Source organism: Arcobacter sp. s6 (assembly GCF_040884245.1).
Taxonomy (GTDB): domain Bacteria; phylum Campylobacterota; class Campylobacteria; order Campylobacterales; family Arcobacteraceae; genus Aliarcobacter.
This window is the reverse complement of the sequence record NZ_JBEVTN010000017.1, coordinates 1-18,798: the sequence shown is the minus strand read 5'-3', so window position 1 is coordinate 18,798 and position 18,798 is coordinate 1. Positions and strand designations below refer to the sequence as shown.

Below are 18,798 nucleotides of genomic sequence, written 5' to 3'. Positions count from 1 at the left end.
TTTATAATCCAACTTTTTCTTGTATCTCTTCTATTGATAGAAGTGATAAAACTCTTGAATCGAAGCTTTCAAATGATTCATTATTTATTCTTTGTGTTTTATAAATACTTAATAATTCTCTTGTTACTTCTTGAGCTTTAGGAATTGGAATTGCTTTGCTTAATTGTCTAGCTTCTAGGATTGAAGTTGTAGCTTTCCCTCCTATGAATATTTTTACACCATCACAAAATTCACCATTTTCATCTTTTGCTTTAGCACCTTCAAATCCGATATCAGCAACACCATGAACTCCACATCCTTTTGGACATGCTGACCAGTACATTCTTATTTTCGCATCTTCTATTGGCACATATTGATTTAGATATACAGCCATATTTATAGCATCTGATTTATTAGGAATTACACCAAAAGAGCATTCATTTACCCCTGCACATGCAATTTGGTTATTGAAGTAAATATTATGGTAAGAATCATATTTTTTAAATATTTGAAACTCTTTTATTCTTTGAACATACTTATCATCGCTTATTAAAAAAAAGCTTTGTTCATGAGTTAATCTTAAAACTGATTCTGTTTCTTCCATAAGTTTTGTTACACAATGTAAATCTTTACTATTGAATATTCCAGAAGGAATTGGGAAATAAACAGCTGTTTTATCATCTTTTAATTTGATTGTTGCATCTTTATTTATTTTATACTCATCTTTTACAAGAAGTTTTCCTGCTGTTTTTAAAGCAATACCAGAAGTTTCTATAATAGCTTTTTCAAACTCTTCAATGCCAATTTCATCTAAAAAGTAAGTTATTCTATTTTTGTTTCTATTATCTCTAAATCCATATTTTTTAAATAAATCAACAATTGTTTTAAATGTTTCTTTTACTTGAGTAGGTTTTATAAATAAGTTTAAAGGTCTTGCTTGAACTCCAACTTTACCGCCAAGATATAAGTTAAATCCAAGTTCATCATCTTTTGAAGCTAATGCAAAAGCACAATCTTGTCCAAAAATATTACAGTCATTTACAGTATCCCCTAAAATTCCTGTATTAAATTTTCTAGGAAGCGTTCCTATATACTCTTCATTTTTTAAAAATACATCTTGAATATCTTGTACTAAACTTTCACATGTGATTAAAGATGTTTTTGAATATCCATCAAAAGGTGAAGTAATCACTCCTCTGAAATTATCTCCTGCAGTTTGAAAAGTAGTAATTCCCACTGATTCAAGCTCTTTTAATACAGTTGGGAGTTCATGTAAATTTAGGTGTCTAAATTCAACTTGACCTCTTGTTGTTAAATCAATAGTAGATTTACCATATTTATGGGCAACTTGTGAAAATTTTGAAGCTTGTTCTAGAGTTAATTGTCCTAAAGGAATTCTAATTCTAATTGTAAAACTATCACTTGAACCTTTGTCATAAATACCAAAACATTTTAATAGGTGTTTTTCATGAACTTCCTTTAAATCTTCATATTTACCATTACAAATATTTTCAAAATCATTCCAAAAATCTAAGGCTTTTTGCTCTTCTTTTAATTTTTCAATTTTATTGATTTTTTTATTTCTTAATTGATATGCTTCTTCTAAAACTTTCATATTAATAACTCCCAAGTTTTTATCTTATGAAGTTATTTTATCAGTTTTATAAGGTAAAATTAAAAATAAAATGCATATTTAATATACAAAATATATTAAATTATAACCGATTATATAAAAATTAATGTAATCCTAAGAAAAACTAAACTTTTTCTATTTTTACAGCACATTGATTATAATCAGGTTGTAATGACTCTTTATCATATAAATCATTTGTTAGATAATTTATATTTCTATTACTAATAGGAACAAAAATAGTATCAATTCTTATACTTTGCGTAACAATAGCTTTTGAATAAATTTCACCTCTACTTGAAGAAATTTTGATATTATCTCCATCTTCAATATTTAATTGCTTTGCATTTGTTGGATTGATTTCACAAAAATCTAATTCTTTATATTTTAGTAGTGTTCTTGGAAGATTTGTTTTTGTTCCACTATGCCATTGATCTCTTGTTCTTCCTGTTAGAAGTGTAAATGGATACTTTAGATTTGTTTTTTCACTAAGAAGTTTATTTTCAACAAAAAATAAATTTCCTTTTTTATTTTCTGTAAAGAATTCTTTATCTTCTCTTATCTTTTCTCCCCAAATAAATGGTTTTTTTGAAAGATCATCATAAGATGCTTCATAAATATTTAAATGTGGATTTAATTTTGTCATTTCTTGATATTCTTGGAAAATCTCTTTAGAAGATTGAAAATCAAAAGCTTCTTTATATCCTAATTTTTGAGCAATAAGTTGAAATATTTCCCAATCGGCTTTACAATCAATTGATGTTCTTGTTAGTTTTTCTTGTTTTGTAATTGTTCTATCAAGATTTGTTTGAGTTCCTTCTTTTTCTCCCCAAGGAGCAGCAGGTAGTTTTATATGGGCAAATTTTGAAGTTTCTGAGTTTTCATAGGCATTTATTTCTACTACTAATGGAATTTTTTTTATTAATTCTTCCATTTTATTTCTATTTGGAAGATGGTAAATTGGATCTGTATGGCAGATAATTAAGACATCAAGATTGGCTTCAAGCATTTGTGTGGCTGTTAATCCTGGCTTATTTGATACTTTTTTTGTATTCCAAAACTCATTTACTTTTTTTATTGATTCTTTTTCAAAACCTAAATGAACAGCTAGCATGGTTGAAAGTCCACCAACTTCTCTTCCCCCCATTGCATTTGGTTGACCTGTTAATGAAAAAGGTCCATTTCCTTTTGTAAATATTTTTCCTGTTAATAAATGAGTATTTATGATAGATAGATTTTTATCAACACCTTGAACTGATTGGTTTATTCCCATTGTCCAAGCTGTAATAATATTTTTATTCTCTTTATAAAGCTGCCAAAACTCTTCAAACTGTTCAGCATTTAAGCCTGTTCTTTTTAGCATTTTAGTTACTGGAACTCTTTTAAATTTGTTTTTTAGAAGTTCAAAGTTATTTACATTTTCTTCTACAAATTTTTCATCAACTAATCCCTCATCAATTATTCTTTTTGATACAAGATTAAAAAAATCAATATCGCTTCCTGGTTTTATAGGTAAATGTAAGTCAGCTACTTTTGCAGTATCAGTGAATCTTGGATCTATTACAATTATTTTTAAACCCTCTTTTTTTGCTACTTTGATTCTATTATGAAAAACAACATGTGCTTCAGCTGTATTTGCACCCACTAAAATAAGTAAATTTGCATCATGTACGTCATTCATTCGAACAGGTACATAATCAATTCCTAAAGCTTTTTTATATCCAACAACAGCACTTGACATACAAGTTCTACTATTTGTATCTACGTTATTAGTCCCTAAAAAACCTTTCATTAGTTTATTAGCTATATAATAATCTTCAGTTAAAAGCTGACCTGATAGATAAAAGCCTACTTTTTCTTTTGGAGATATTGCAATTTTTGTTGTAATTTTATTGATAGTACTTTCCCAAGAAGAGACTTTAAATTCATCATCTATACTTTCTCTTATTTGAGGTCTTAATAATCTACTAGGAGTTTGAATACTTATTAATTCTGAAACACCTTTTGAGCATAATTTTCCTTCATTAGTTGGGTAAACAACATCGCCTATTAATTTATTTTCTTCAAATTCTAAACCGCAGCCAACGCCACAATATCCACATACTGATTTTATCATTTTTACTCATTTTTATAAATTATTGTATATATTTTATAAGATTATATCATTAATTTAATGTAGAAATAAGTTTATTTTATATATTTTTTATACAATTATTTTAAAAACTGTATAAATAGTGCAAAATTTATAAGTAATAGTGTGTAAAAACCAAATTTATAGAATTTTAAAGGATCTCTATTTAGTAAAGGAGTTTTCTTATCAAAATAAGGCTTTACTTTTTGAGGATTTTCTAATTCAAATTTCATATAAGAATAGTTTGAGTATCTTAAATTTTCATCTGTGCTTATTGCTCTTAAAATTAAACTTTCAAACCATTGTGGAATAGCATTATTTAATTTATGAGGTTTTTTAGGCATTTTAAATGTAGGATTTTGAAAGGGTTCAATTTCTCCATAAGGATAAGCTCCTGTTAAAGATTGATATATTGTAACTCCAATAGAAAAGATTTCAGTTTTTTCATTTATTGTTCCACCTGTAAATCTTTCAGGTGCTAAATAAGAAGGGGTTCCTGCTTTATTTGTAATTGAAAAAATTTCAGTTATTGATCCAAAATCAATGATTTTGAAGATTTTCTTTCCATCTCTTTGAATTACTATAATATTTTCAGGTTTTATATCTCCATGAACTAAATTAAATTTTAAAAGATACTCTTCCATTGATATTAAGGTTCTTGTTAAATTTATAGCTTCATCTACTGATAAGTTTCTTTTTTTTAGGTATTGTTTTAGATTTATCCCATCTAATTTTGTCATTAGATAATATCTTGCACTTCTATGTTTAGGAATAAATGATTTTGGGAAAAAACCAGCTTTTAATCTTTTTGCATTCCAAGCTTCTTTTACATATAAATCTAAAATCTCTTCATTTTCTAATGCTTCATAAGGTGCAAATTTTATCACATATTCTTGATTGTTTTTTTTACAAACCCAAGTTCTATCATTTTGTATTAAAGATAATCTTAATTCATAGCCATCTATAATATCACCTTTTTTAAGTTTCTCAGGAATATCTAATTTTAGGTTTTTCATTAATTCAACTTGATCTGTTTGTAATACTTCTAAAATAATAGCTGTTGTATCATCAGGAAGATTTTCTTCAACTAAAGAACTTGCTTTTTTTACAATATGATATGCACCATTTGGAATATTTTTTAATAGTGTATCACTACTCATTAAAGAGTATAATCCATCACTACACATAAGAATTTTGTCATCTTTTTGTATATTATTTTCAAAATAATATACTTCAACTTCAGGACTTATCCCTACAGCATTTGATAAAACACTTACCATTCCTTCTTCATTATGATCGTAAGATAATTGATTTAATTTATTATCTCTTAGTAGATAAATTCTACTATCTCCTGCATTTGCACCATAAAGTCTATTTCCTTTGATTACACATACTGTAACAGTTGTTACATATTCAGCTCTTTCATATTCATGAATGGATTGTGCATAAAGTATTGAATTAATTGATTTAATAAACTCTTTAATAGCTTTTTCAATACTCCAAACTCTTGGAATGTTTTTAAAATTATTTATTATATGTTGAGTTACTTTTTTAGCAGCCATTGCTCCTTCTTGAGCACTACCAACACCATCACATAATACAGCAATAGTCATATCTTCAAACTGTTTTATTTCATAGAAATCATCACCTGTTAACTCTTTTCTTTTAGCTAGTGAAAAACCTGAAGTTTTGATATTGTTTTTGCTCATATTATTAATGCCTTTTTTATATTCAAATTAAAATCTTCTTGAAAAATTTTAATTTAAATATAAAAAGAGATTTCTCTCTTTTTATATTCTTCCTCCTGCTTGAACTCCCCATGTAGTTCTCCATCTAGTTTTTACTAATGAAATACCCATTATAGCTACAAATACAACGATTGCAAAAATCATAAATCCAGCTGTATATCCATCAAATGCACCTTTTGACCAACCAAAAGTTTTGATTAAAGCAGTTCCACCTAATCCACCTGCACAACCAATGATTCCTGTCATAATACCAATATCTTTTCCAAATCTTTGAGGAACTAATTGGAAAACAGCTCCATTTGCCATACCAAGATTTGCCATGATTATAAATAGTACAAAAATTGCAACACCAAATGGTAAGTTATAAGTTGCATTAATTATAGCTAATAAACAAACTGTTCCATAGAAAAAGTATAAAGATCTAATTCCACCAATTTTATCTGCAATCGCTCCACCAACTGGTCTTAAAACAGCTCCTGCAAAAATACATAATGCACCAAAGTATCCAGCTGTTACCATTACGTTTGGTTCACTTAACATTCCAAGTCCAAATGCTGTCATCTCTTCTTTGTATGTGCTCATTAAATATACTTTCATATATCCAGCAAATCCTACGAATCCTCCAAAACTAATAGCATAAAATAGACAGAACCACCATGTATCTTTATCTTTTAATAGTTTTCCATAATCTTTTAATTTTTTTGGATTAGCTTTGTAAATATGTTCAGGTGCATCTTTTGCCATAAACATATAAACTACTAAAATAAATGCAGATAAAACAGCTCCAACTAAAAATACTGATTGCCATCCCCAAATTTCAGCAATTTTTGGAGCAAATAAGAAGTCAATAACAACTCCAATATTTCCAGCTCCTGCAAGTCCTAAAACAACACCTTGAAGTTTTGGTGGATACCATTGTCCAGCTTGTGGAAGAGCAACAGCAAATGAAGCCCCTGCAAAACCTAAACCAAGTGCCACAATTAATAACTCATTATAAGTGATACTTTCTCCTCTGAAATAAGCGAAGAAAAGACCAATAACAACTATACTTTGAGAAGCTAACGCAGTTTTTTTAGCTCCTACTCTATCAACAAAAAATCCTAAAACAACTCTTAGTATTGCACCTGCTAAAATAGGAATAGCAAGTAATGTTGCCTTCTGATCTGCACTCATAATAAAGTTTTGAGTCAATTTTAAAGACTCACTAATTTCTGTTGCTAATGGTCCTAACATAGTCCAAACCATAAAACTAAAGTCAAAATACAAAAACGCAGCAAGTAGTGTTGGCCAGTGTCCTTGTCCTTTTAATTCTTTTAAAGACATATAATCTCCTTGTGTAATCTAATCAAATTATAGAATGATTATTAAATAAAATATAAAAATTATTGTATATAAAATAGTCAATCATCATATTTAATGTAACTATAAGCTAAAAGTATCAAATAATCAGCATAGCTTATTTTATAAAACAATTAAATATATATATAATGAAAAATTAAGTTTAAATTGTATGTAAAATATACAATTAATTTGTATATTACTTTAAAATGTGTGTTATCATTTTCCCATCAATAAATATTCAAGGAGAAAAAATGTTTAAACAGGTATTAAAAATTGGATTGGGTCTTTCTTTAGTTGCAAGTTCTTTACTAGCAGCTCCTGAAAAAACTAAGTTAAAAATAGGTTTCATTGCATTAACTGACTGTGCACCATTAGTAATAGCAAAAGAAAAAGGATTTTTTGAAGCTGAAGGTCTTGATGTACAAGTAGCGAAAGAAGGTGGAGGATGGCCTGGAATCCAACAAAAAGTAATATCTGGAGAATATGATTTCTCTCATGCTCTTGCAGGTATGCCAATTGCAGCAACATTAGGAATTAATGGAGATACTAATTTACAAGCATTATTATCACTTGATTATAATGGTAATGCAATTACATTTGGAAATAAAATTATTGGTGAAATGGAAAAATATGGTCTTAAAAAAGATGAAAGACCAGTTTCTGCTGAAAGTTTAAAAAAATATATTGATGCAAAACATGCAGCTGAAGGTAGTTCTTATCAACCATTAAATTTTGGTATGGTTCATCCTGTTTCTACTCACAATTATGAATTAAGATATTGGATGGCTGGGTCTGGAATTAAACCAGATGAAGATACTACAATTAAACCATTCCCACCTCCAACGATGCCTCAAAATTTAATTGCTGGAAATATTGATGGGTATTGTGTTGGTGAGCCATGGAATACAAGAATTGTTGAAAAAAATGCAGGAAGTGCATTGGTTACTAACTACGATATTTGGAATAATAATCCAGAAAAAGTTCTACAAGCAAGAGCTGATTTTATAGAAAAAAATCCAGAAACTACAAAAGCAGTTATGCGAGCTGTTTTAAAAGCTCAAATGTGGTTAGATGAATCTTGGGAAAATAGAGAAGAAGCTATTAAATTTCTTGCACAAGATAACTATGTGAAAGCACCTGTTGATGTTTTAAGAAAATCAATGTCTGGGACATTTCTTTATAATCCAGGTATAGACTCTACAAATCCTATGTTTAATACATTTGCTAACTATTATGCAGCATATCCATTCTATTCTCATGGTATGTGGTTTATAACACAGATGTATAGATGGGGACAATTAACAACTCCTGTTGATATGAAAGCAACTATTGAAAAAGTTTATAGACCTGATTTATTTGAAACTGTTGCAAAAGAAGTAGGATACTCTTTACCTGAGAGTCCTTGGAAAAAAGATGGTGTTGATGAATATAATAAATTTATTGATGGAAAAGTTTGGGACCCAAATAAAGCAGTTGAATATATCTATGATACATTTAATATTACAACACCTGCTGTTACAAAAGAAGAGTTAATGAAAGTTAATAACTGGAAAGTTGAAACAAAACAACCTTCATATGTTTGTCCTTATGGACCAGCTGGTTGTGCAGATCCAAAATTTGTTACTAAAAAATAGTAAATATTAAAATTTGAAAAAAAAGCAATAGGCTCTAGATATGAGCCTTTGCCTTTTTGAGTATTTACTTTAAAAATGATTACTTGAAAAGGCAAAATAAAAAAAGGAAAAATGATGAATAAAGAAACATTAAAAAAGATATTTTTACCTCTTATTGTATTGGTAATAATAATTCAGATTTGGTCAGGAATTGCTGCATATATAAATGGTTTTCCAACACCTAGTGATACTTATGTATATGCATTTGGAGGAACAACAAGTAGTGGTGAAGAATTAACAGGAGTTTTAAGTGATCCTTTTTATGTATATAATCAAGATAGCAAAGGTCTTTTTTGGCAAGTTCTTGAGTCATTAAAAAGAGTATTTGGTGGTTTTGCTCTTGCAGTTATTGTAGGTATTCCTGTTGGTTTAATGATTGGAATGAGTAAAAATATTCAGTATGCACTTGATCCTTTTATTCAAATATTAAAGCCAGTTTCTCCACTTGCTTGGTTACCTTTATTGTTATTTGCATTTAAAGATATTGATAATACTGCTATGTCAACGATTTTTATAACATCTATTTGGCCAATCATTATAAATACTTCTTTAGGTGTAAAAAGCGTTAGTGAAGATTATTTAAATGTTGCAAAAGTTTTAAGATTTACAGCTTTAGAAAAAGTATTTCAAATCATTCTTCCTGTTGCAGTTCCTTATATTTTTACGGGGATGAGATTATCATTAGGTATTGCATGGCTTGTAATTGTTGCAGCTGAAATGTTAACAGGCGGTGTTGGTATTGGATTTTGGATTTGGGATGAGTATAACAATCTTGCATATCACAATATTATTATAGGTATTATTATTGTAGGTCTTGTCGGTTTTATATTAGATATTTTAATGGGAAAAATAGCTGATTATTTTGATTATAGAAAAAAAATATAATAAAGGTTAATAAATGAGTACAGATAAATTTTTACAACTAGAGAATATTCATAAATCTTTTCCAATTGCTGGTGGAAAAGAGTATAAGGCAGTGGTTGATATAAATGTAAATATTAAAAAAGATGAAATTGTTTCAATTATTGGACATAGTGGTTGTGGTAAATCAACTCTATTAAATTTGATTGCAGGACTTGATTCTCAAACACAAGGTAATATTATTTTAAATAATAAAGAAATCACAGGACCAGGTCCAGAAAGAGCTGTTGTTTTTCAAAATCATTCTCTTTTACCTTGGCTTAGTGTTTATCAAAACATTGAAATGGCAGTTAAAAAAGTAATGCCAGAATTAAGCTCTTCTGAACTAAGACAAAGGGTTGAAAAGTTTATTTCTATGGTAAATCTTGATCATGCAAAAGATAAATTTCCTGCTGGAATAAGTGGTGGAATGAAACAAAGAGTTGGAATTGCAAGAGCTTTATCTATTAAACCTGATGTTTTATTAATGGATGAGCCTTTTGGAGCACTTGATTCACTTACTCGTGCAAACTTACAAGAACACTTAATGAGAATACAAGAGAGTGTAAAAAATACTGTAATTATTATTACTCATGATATTGATGAAGCTGTTTTATTGAGCGATAGAGTAATTATGATGACAAATGGTCCAGAAGCTACTATTGGAGAAATTTTAGAAGTTAATCTTCCAAGACCAAGAAATAGGGTAGAGCTTCAAAGTGATCCTGAGTATATTAGATGTAGAGAAGCAATTTTAGACTTCTTGTATAAGAAATTTGCAAAAGATGATGAGTAAAATAGAAAAATTTGTCTATAATATACATTAATAATGAAAATTGTAGGTAAAAGTGATAGAAGAAATAATAGAAAAAGAACTAATTGAAATTCATTTTCAACCAATAGTTTCAATAAGATCAAAAAAAATATATGCATTTGAAGCATTAACAAGATGTACATATAAAGAGGAGGTTATTCCTCCTTATGAGCTATTTAAAATGGCTATTGATGCAAATTTAAATTTAGAATTAGATGTTTTAACAAGAAATAAATCAATTGAAAAATTCAAGAAGTATTATTTAGAAAATAATGAATTATTATTGTTTTTAAACTTTGAACCATCTTTAATAAATAACTTTCATGCAAAAGAGCAAAACTACTGTTTTACAGAAGCTATTGATAAGGTAGAAATTCCATATAAGAATTTTATTCTTGAAATTAAAGAGGATGAAATATCAAATACTAATGCACTTAAAGAGTTTTGTTCATATTATAAAGAATTGGGTTTTTCAATTGCATTAGATGATTTTGGAACGGGAAATTCTACTTTTGATAGAATAAATGTAATAAAACCAGACTTGATAAAAATTGATAAATCTTTATTTCAAAACACTAAAAATAATCATATTAATAGGGAAATTGTAAAGTCAATAGCTAGAATGGGACATAACTTAGGAATAAGGGTATTAGCTGAAGGTGTTGAAGATGAAGATGCCATTTGTCTTGCTTTAAAATCAAATGTAAACTTATTTCAAGGATATTATTTTTCTAAACCAGTTTTTGAATTAGATACATTTTTAATTGATAAGATAATTTTAAGTATGAATGAAATTGGAAGTATCTTTAGACGAATGACTTTAGATTCTATAAGTAAAAAAAGAGATTTAGTAGATAATTATAATTTGCTTTCTAATAAAATCATTGAACAAATTGTTAATATAAATGATTCAGAGCAAGTTTTAAAAACAGAATTAAATAACCATAAAGATTTAGAAGCATTTTATTTGATAGATGTAGATTCTTCAAAACAAATTCATGATACAATTATTGATAATAAAAACGAAAGATTTATTCCATCAAAGAATGGTGATGAACACTATTTAAAAGAGTATTTTTATATTACTTTAGAGTCTAAACAAGGGATATTTTTGAGTCCTAATTATGTCTCTTATGCAACTGGAAATATTTGTAAAACATTTGCAAAAAGGTTTGAATTAGAAAATAAATCTTATATTATATGTATAGATTTAGTTATTAAAGAGAATTAATACTTAACTACTTTTAAATTAAGTATTTAAGTATTAAAAGAAGAGGTATTAGAAACTTACTTCTATTGTAGTTTCAAGACCTTTATATATTTTATTTTCATATTTAAATTCCACGTTTGCAATCTTTAAAGTTCCATTCATATGTTTTTTGATAATTTCAGATGTCATATAAAGACCAATTCCTGTACCTTTTGATTGATGTTTAGTTGTAAAATAAGGTTCACAAACTTTATCGATAATTTTTTTATCAACTCCTCCTGCATTATCTTTTATTTTAATAATTACTTTTTCATTCTGTTTATATGCATCTATAAAAATAACTCTAGGTATAGGTTTTTCTAACTCTATTAATGCATCTTTTGAATTATTTAATATATTTATTAATGCTTGAATAAGTTCATTTTCTAAACCATATAATTTTGTATCCTCTATATTTTTGATAAAAAGAATGTCATTATGTGTAAATTGTCCATCTGTTAGTTTAAATACTTTTTCAAATGTATTTACAATATCAAAGTTAGTTTCTATTTTATCCGTTTTAAAGAAATTTCTAAAATCATCAATTGTTTTTGATAAATATAAAGCTGAATCAGTGATATTAGTAATTGATTGTCCAAATGATTCATCATCAAGTATTTCTAGTTCTTTTTGTAATTTCATTCCGGTTGCTGCTGTTGTAATAACTGAAAGAGGTTGTCTCCATTGATGAGCAATATTACCAAGCATTTCACCCATTGCTGCCATTTTTGATTGTTGAAAAAGAATATGTTGTTGTTGTGTATTTTCATTAATATATTCTTGTATTTGTATTTTATGTTTTTTAAATTTTTTATCTATTATTTTTGCAAGATAAAAAGAACATAGAAGTAAAATAATGGTAAAAACAATGGCTATTGAAATAATATTCATAATATTTTTATGAAAATCATTGTTTAATTTTTCTGTCTTTTCTTCTATAATATCTTTAACATCATCTTGATAAAAACTTTTTTCTAAAATCCAATTCCATTTTGGTATACCTCTTATATAACTACTTTTTGTTAATAAATCGCTTTTATCTTTTTCTTTATATGTAAGAAATGCTTCAGTATTTTGGGCTATAAATAACATATCTTCAAATACTCTTTCACTATCAAAAGTTAAAATATTTGATTCTAATGTATTAAATAGAGTTTTTTGATTATGATCTAATATAAAAAATTCTTTATCATCATTAGGAATAATTCTTGAAATATACTCTAAAACTTCTTTTTTAACATCTTCTTCAAATTCTTCAATATATTCCCCAGTCCCAATATACCAATCATAAGGCTCAAAATACATATTAAAGCCGATTTTTTTATATTGATTTTCTAAATTATTAGGTTTAGAAAAAGACCAAGATAAAAATCCTTCTTTATCTTTTTTTATTAGAGATACAATTTTTCTAGCTATGTAAACGCCTTCACTATCTTTAAGATTATAAAAACTTGTTCCTTCTAATTCTCTTGCTGTTGGTAGTAATATACATTCATAATCTAAAGATGTTATAAAGAAGTATCCTCTTCCATTATTAAACCTTATGTTAACTAATGCATCTTTAATCATTTTTTTTATTTCATTTTTATTTTTTATATTCTTATTTTCAGTATAAATTTTTAAAGCAATATCATGTGCTTCATAAACTCTAGATTTTATACTTTCTTTTAATTTTTTTTCTGTATCTTTTTGAGTTTTTATAATAAAATCATAGATATTATCAACATCATTTTTTGTTGATTCTTTATTTTTTTTAATAAATTCATTTTTAGTTGTATATATTTCTTTTGAGAGATTAATTTGTTTTTCCAAATATAAAAAGAAAGTAATAATTATAGAAATAATGATTATAAATATAGGTGGTGAAAATTTAATAATATTTATTAATTGTTGGTCATTTTTATAAATCATAAGATTCCTATATCTAGTTATATTCTTCATTTTAACATAAATAATATCTCAATGCAAGAATTAAGATGATTAAAATATATGAATTAATATAATGGTTCAAAGATAAATACGGAGAATCAATATGTCAAAAAGAGTATTAATTACAGGTGGAAATAAAGGAATTGGACTGGCAGTTTCAAGGGCAATGTTAGAGCTTGGTTTTGAAGTAATAATTGTAGCAAGAAACTTTGATACATGTACTTTAGTTGGAGTTGCAAATGTAACTGCAATTGAATATGATTTATCAAATACACAAGATTTACTAGCTCTAGCAAAAGAGGTTGGTGAAATAGATATTCTAATAAATAATGCAGGTTATATGCAACCTAAATACACTTATGATAATTATCCAGTAGAAGCAAGAGATCATATTATGAATGTGGATTTATACACTCCTATTGAACTAATGAATATTTTTTGTGTTGGTATGAAAAAAAGAGGATATGGAAGAATTGTAAATACAGCATCAATAGCGGGGCAAATAGGTCATCCTGATGTTTGGTATGGAATTGCTAAAGCAGGTCTTATAAATGCTACAAAAATTTATGGAAAACTTTTAGGTGCACATGGAATTACAGTTAATTGTGTTGCTCCAAGTCCAACTGAAACTGATATGCAAAAAGATAATTCAGAAGAAAGAAAAGCAGAATTTAAAAAAACAGTAGCAACAGGAAGATTTGCTCAAGCTGAAGAAGTTGCTAAAGCTATAGTTTGGTTAGCAACTGATTGTCCAGAGTATATAAATGGAATCTGTTTAGATATAAATAATTGTTCATATCCTAGATAATATAATCATTTTATAAAAAACCTAATTTTAAATAATTTATTATATAATTGTTGAAATTTAGTTTTATTTCAAGGAAAAAAATGTTTAAAAATATTTCTATTAAGAAAATTCTTATTCTTTCAGGTATTGTTATCGTATTAATTGCATCTATTAATTTTGCAATTACTAGTATTAGTTTATCTTCAATTGAAACAAAAATAAAACAGAAAGAGCGTAATACCTTACCTACTGCTCTTAATTTTCTTGAGTTACAAAAAGATGTTATTCAAGTTCAACAGTGGTTAACAGATGTTTCAGCAACAAGGGCATATGAAGGTTTTGATGATGGATTTGATATTGCAAAAGAGTATTTTAATGCAGGGAATACTTTGCTTGATAATATGATTTCATCTCACAAAAGTAAAAATGAAGAAAAACTAGTAAAAGATTTAGAAGATTTTAAAGAAGATTTCAAAAACTTTTATAACATTGGTTTTAAAATGGCAAATAAATATGTTGAGTTTGGTCCAGAAGAGGGTAATAAATTAATGTTAGAACTTGACCCTTATGCTGAAAAATTAACAGAAAAACTTGAAACTTGGATAGAAGTATATTTTAAAGAAAATAGTGATAAATCTTTAGAAATTGAAGAAACAATAAGTTTTATGAAATTATTTTTGCTTATTGCAGGATTAATAATTATTTTATTAAATATTTTTACTCAACTTTCGCACATAAAACCTAATTGTTTTTTAGTGTAAACTCTGAGCATATGAATGATTTGTTCTAAATCTTTATTTCTCTTGACAATTTCTTGAGATTCTATTATTTGTTCTAGGATTTTTAGAAATAGTTCCATTGAAATTGCTAGAGTTTCAAGCTGGCATTCTAAATCTCTAAAAAGATTACCTAAGGTTTGTGGTTCATTTTGAACTCTATTAATATAGCTTTTACAGGTCATAGTTTATCATCTAAAGAAATTGATAATTTTTAATTACCACAATTCTCCTCTTTTGTTGTTTGCATAGTTTTAAATACTTCATAAATAGCTAAATCTATTTGCATAGTAGTATCTAACATACCATTTAAATTTCCATTAGCATTATCATGAATTACACTTTGAACACCTTTATGTACTCTTTCATGAGCATCTTTTAAATTTTTCCAATTTGAAGTTTTTGTATAGTTCTTATTTTCTTGTTCTTGTTGAATAATCCATTTTCCAAGATTACACTCTGTTTCTTTTGTTACTGTCCAAACTTTTTTAGAATCTAATTGGTTATAGTTATTATTTTTAAAGTTAATATGGTCTAGTTTTAATCTATTTATTACAAACATCATATCTATATCACATACTCTACTTTTTGCATCTTTTTTATAAGTAGTATGTTTTACAACATCAACAAGTTTATTTGATAATTGTTCTATTGCATGAGCTTGTGAACTAATTTGAGAAGCCATTGCTGCATTTTGTTGAGTTGTTTTATCCAATTCATTTACTGCGTCATTAATTTGTTCCATTGCATCATGTTGTTCTTTTGTTGCATTTGAAACTTCATTTATTATATTTAATTGATTCTCTATATTTTTATTTAATGTTTCATATCCATCAATCATATGTCCAGCTATTTCTTTACCTTCTATTGCTCGTTGTCTAGCTTTTTGAACAATACTATTTATCTCTTTAGCTGCTTCTGCTGAACGAGATGCTAAATTTCTTACCTCTTGTGCAACAACTGCAAATCCTTTTCCAGCTTCACCAGCAGTTGCTGCTTCAACAGCTGCATTTAAAGAAAGAATATTTGTTTGAAACGCAATTTGGTCAATTATTGCTGTTGCTTCTTGAATTGAAGTAACTTCATCATTTATTTTAGTCATAGATTCAACTGTATCATTTGCAAGTTTTTGACCATTTTTAGCAGATTCATTTACCTCTTTTGAAAGCTGTGCCATTTTTAAAGTGTGTTCACTTGTGTTTGCTATTGTACTTGATACTTCTTCAATTGCAGCAGCTGTTTCTTCTAGTGAAGCTGCTTGTTGGTTTGAAGCACTTGCAAGACTATTTGCAGCTGAAGATAACTCTACAACTTGTTGATGTAACTCAATAGATGAATTATCTAACAATCCTAATATTTCAGAAATAGTATTTCCCAATGCTCTAATACCTAAAAGTATAGAACCCATTTTCCCTGAAAGATTCTCTGCTTCTAAAGCATAATCAAATTTTGCATTTCCATATTCAATTAAAGTTTTAATACCTGCTTCGGCAAGTCTTGAGTTGTTTGCTAACGCTTTGTTAAAATTATCTTTTATTTCATTTAATTTTTGATTTGAAGATTTGTTTTCTATTGTAATTCCATAGAAACCTTTTTCAAATTTTTGTACAACTTCATTTAGTTCATTTAATAGTAAATTATCATTGTTTTGCTGACTTTCAAGTTCTTCTATCCTTCTTTTAAGTCTTTCTATCTCTTCGTCTTTTTTCTTGTTTCCGAATATTGTTTTTTTATCCTTTTAGAACTAAATCTTATATTTATGTATAACAATTATACATCAAAAAACAATCGAATATGCTTAGTTACAAGGAATTAGTTAAATAAAAAATATTTTTTATAACAAAATGTTATATTAATATAAAATTATAAATAAAAATTTGAGAAATAATATTACCATAAGTGATATTATTTCCTAACTTCAATCAAGTTAATTATTTGCATTAATGCAATTATAAAAGATTTTTCATCATCTTTATCATATGTTGTAATTTTTTCTAAATCTGGAGAATAATAAAAAATTATACCATCTTCGAATTCTAAATATTTATCATTAATCTGAATTTGTTGGTTTTTATCTCTTAATATCTTTCTTTATTCCATTGTTCATAAAGTCTTTCAGCATTCATTATCTCATCATTAGTCGGTTTTCTTCTACATGAAAGAAACCCTTTTGAACCATCTGAACTTTCAAATGGATATACTGTTGCAAATACCCAATAATATCCACCATCTTTTGTTGCATTTTTAACATAACCTGTCCAAATTTCATCTCTTTGAACTGTCTCCCATAAACTTTTAAATGCTTTTTTAGGCATATCATGGTGTCTAACAACATTATGAGGTTTACCTACTAATTCTTCCAATGAATATCCTGCAACTTTACAGAAATCTTCATTTGCAAATTTTATTATACCTTTTGAATCAGTTTCACTAACCAAGAAGGCATTTTTATCTAATACTGTTTCTCTTGACATTTTTAATTCTCCTTAGTTAAATTTTTTACTTTTAGCATCATTCAATAAATCATTTGCTAATAAAGAAATATTGTTTGCAATTGATTTTACATTATTAGCTTCAGAAGCATTTTCTTGAGTAACTCTATCTAACATGTTAACAGAATCATTTATTTGCTCTATACCCGTCATTTGCTCTTTAGAAGCTTTTGAAACATCTTCGATTATATGAATTGTTTCTGAAATATTTTTATTTAATTCTTTATAACCATCTATCATATCTGATGAAACAGTTTTTCCATCATTTGCTTTTACTGTTGCTTCTTGTACAAGATGTTTTATCTCACGTGCAGCTTCAGCACTTCTTGATGCTAGATTTCTTACTTCTGCTGCAACTACTGCAAATCCTTTTCCAGCCTCACCAGCAGTTGCTGCTTCAACAGCTGCATTTAGTGAAAGAATATTTGTTTGGAATGCAATTTGATCAATTACAGTAATTGCTTCATTTATAGAATTTACTTTTTGATTTATTTCATCCATTGAACTGGCAGTTCTTGAAGCTAACTCTTCACCTGTAAAAACAGATCTTTTTACAGTTTGTCCTAATTCTGCCATTTTTGCCGCATTTTGAGCATTATTTCTTGTGATACTTGTAATTTCTTCTAATGCAGCAGCTGTTTCTTCTAAAGAAGCAGCTTGGTTATTTGCTTTTGATGATAAACTATTCATAGACGAAGTCATAATATTTGCGTTTTTTTCTAAAGTTTCACCATTTGAAAAATTTGTTTTTGCATTTTTTGATAATGCATTACCCAATACATTAATACTTTCCATTAACAGTTTCATGTCATCTTTATAGTGATCGGCAACTTTTATACTATCTGTAAAATCATCATTTGTATAACTACTAACAACTCTAAGAATTCTTGCATTAGAATCTTGTACACTATCTAACATTTTATTCAAAGTACTTTTAAGTGTTGAAATAGTTGGATTATCACTTGATGATTTTATTCTATTTTTATAGATACCTTGTTCAACTTTATCAGCAGTTAAAACAATTTCTCCTAAAACTTTCATATCGTCTTTGTTTCTTTTATCAATCATTCTTATTTCTTCATTCCATTGTTTGAATAAAGCATCAACTTTTGAATTACCTGTCGATTCTGTATAATCAAATTCACTTTTATCATAAGAGATGAATTTAATAAATTGAGAAAAATAATTATTTATATTTTCTAAATCTTTATTTGAAATAGCGCCAAACATTTTGTTCCTTTTACTTTGAATATCAAATTATTATTTTATAATCTCAACTTTCGCACATAAAAAAATCATCAATTTCTTATGTATAAAAGCTTTATAAAGCCCATAAATAGACACTTTTT

The 18,798-nt window shown here is 27.2% G+C and carries 15 protein-coding genes; 6 read left to right on the top strand and 9 right to left on the bottom strand.

Annotation, left to right across the window (positions count from 1 at the left end):
- Position 1 precedes the first annotated feature (1 nt).
- The 4 genes from ABVS04_RS11310 to ABVS04_RS11295 all read right to left on the bottom strand — a co-directional run bounded on the left by ABVS04_RS11310 (position 2) and on the right by ABVS04_RS11295 (position 6,811).
- Positions 2-1,594 (bottom strand): ferredoxin--nitrite reductase, encoded by a 1,593-nt coding sequence (locus tag ABVS04_RS11310; protein ID WP_368030838.1) that lies wholly within the window; start codon positions 1,592-1,594, stop codon positions 2-4.
- Between the two features lie 142 nt (positions 1,595-1,736).
- Positions 1,737-3,725, bottom strand: coding sequence for a molybdopterin oxidoreductase family protein (locus ABVS04_RS11305; protein ID WP_368030837.1), 1,989 nt, complete (start codon positions 3,723-3,725; stop codon positions 1,737-1,739).
- Positions 3,726-3,820: 95 nt separating this feature from the next.
- The gene (locus tag ABVS04_RS11300) at positions 3,821-5,449 is read right to left on the bottom strand and encodes a bifunctional protein-serine/threonine kinase/phosphatase (RefSeq protein WP_368030836.1); all 1,629 of its coding nucleotides are present in this window, start codon (positions 5,447-5,449) and stop codon (positions 3,821-3,823) included.
- An 81-nt stretch (positions 5,450-5,530) separates the two neighbouring features.
- On the bottom strand, positions 5,531-6,811 hold the full coding sequence (locus ABVS04_RS11295; RefSeq protein ID WP_368030835.1) for a nitrate/nitrite transporter: 1,281 nt from the start codon (positions 6,809-6,811) through the stop codon (positions 5,531-5,533).
- Between the two features lie 269 nt (positions 6,812-7,080).
- Here ABVS04_RS11295 and ABVS04_RS11290 point away from each other — a divergent pair, with 269 nt between their 5' ends.
- From ABVS04_RS11290 to ABVS04_RS11275, 4 genes are all read left to right on the top strand, one after another.
- Entirely contained in the window at positions 7,081-8,463 is a 1,383-nt protein-coding gene (locus tag ABVS04_RS11290; RefSeq protein WP_368030834.1) for a CmpA/NrtA family ABC transporter substrate-binding protein, read from the top strand.
- 114 nt (positions 8,464-8,577) lie between these two features.
- The gene (ntrB, locus tag ABVS04_RS11285) at positions 8,578-9,387 is read left to right on the top strand and encodes a nitrate ABC transporter permease (RefSeq protein WP_368030833.1); all 810 of its coding nucleotides are present in this window, start codon (positions 8,578-8,580) and stop codon (positions 9,385-9,387) included.
- A gap of 13 nt (positions 9,388-9,400) precedes the next feature.
- Complete coding sequence (locus tag ABVS04_RS11280; protein ID WP_368030832.1) at positions 9,401-10,198, top strand: ABC transporter ATP-binding protein; 798 nt, start codon at positions 9,401-9,403, stop codon at positions 10,196-10,198.
- A gap of 52 nt (positions 10,199-10,250) precedes the next feature.
- Positions 10,251-11,447, top strand: a complete 1,197-nt coding sequence (locus ABVS04_RS11275) for an EAL domain-containing protein (protein WP_368030831.1) — start codon at positions 10,251-10,253, stop codon at positions 11,445-11,447.
- A gap of 48 nt (positions 11,448-11,495) precedes the next feature.
- Here the strand turns inward: ABVS04_RS11275 and ABVS04_RS11270 are convergent, their stop codons facing one another.
- Entirely contained in the window at positions 11,496-13,376 is a 1,881-nt protein-coding gene (locus tag ABVS04_RS11270; protein ID WP_368030830.1) for a cache domain-containing protein, read from the bottom strand.
- A gap of 121 nt (positions 13,377-13,497) precedes the next feature.
- Between ABVS04_RS11270 and ABVS04_RS11265 the strand changes: the two genes are divergently transcribed.
- Both ABVS04_RS11265 and ABVS04_RS11260 read left to right on the top strand, forming a co-directional pair.
- Positions 13,498-14,202 (top strand): SDR family NAD(P)-dependent oxidoreductase, encoded by a 705-nt coding sequence (locus ABVS04_RS11265; protein WP_368030829.1) that lies wholly within the window; start codon positions 13,498-13,500, stop codon positions 14,200-14,202.
- Between the two features lie 80 nt (positions 14,203-14,282).
- Entirely contained in the window at positions 14,283-14,942 is a 660-nt protein-coding gene (locus ABVS04_RS11260; RefSeq protein WP_368030828.1) for a hypothetical protein, read from the top strand.
- On the opposite strand, the gene ABVS04_RS11255 is transcribed toward ABVS04_RS11260, so the two are convergent.
- The 4 genes from ABVS04_RS11255 to ABVS04_RS11240 all read right to left on the bottom strand — a co-directional run bounded on the left by ABVS04_RS11255 (position 14,903) and on the right by ABVS04_RS11240 (position 18,679).
- Positions 14,903-15,142, bottom strand: a complete 240-nt coding sequence (locus tag ABVS04_RS11255; protein WP_368030827.1) for a hypothetical protein — start codon at positions 15,140-15,142, stop codon at positions 14,903-14,905. The genes ABVS04_RS11260 and ABVS04_RS11255 overlap by 40 nt on opposite strands.
- Before the next feature lie 29 nt (positions 15,143-15,171).
- Positions 15,172-16,365, bottom strand: coding sequence for a methyl-accepting chemotaxis protein (locus tag ABVS04_RS11250; RefSeq protein ID WP_368030826.1), 1,194 nt, complete (start codon positions 16,363-16,365; stop codon positions 15,172-15,174).
- A 670-nt stretch (positions 16,366-17,035) separates the two neighbouring features.
- A complete protein-coding gene (locus ABVS04_RS11245; RefSeq protein WP_368030825.1) occupies positions 17,036-17,431 on the bottom strand; it encodes a PAS domain-containing protein in 396 nt (131 codons plus the stop codon).
- Positions 17,432-17,443: 12 nt separating this feature from the next.
- Complete coding sequence (locus ABVS04_RS11240; RefSeq protein WP_368030824.1) at positions 17,444-18,679, bottom strand: methyl-accepting chemotaxis protein; 1,236 nt, start codon at positions 18,677-18,679, stop codon at positions 17,444-17,446.
- Positions 18,680-18,798: the final 119 nt, after the last annotated feature.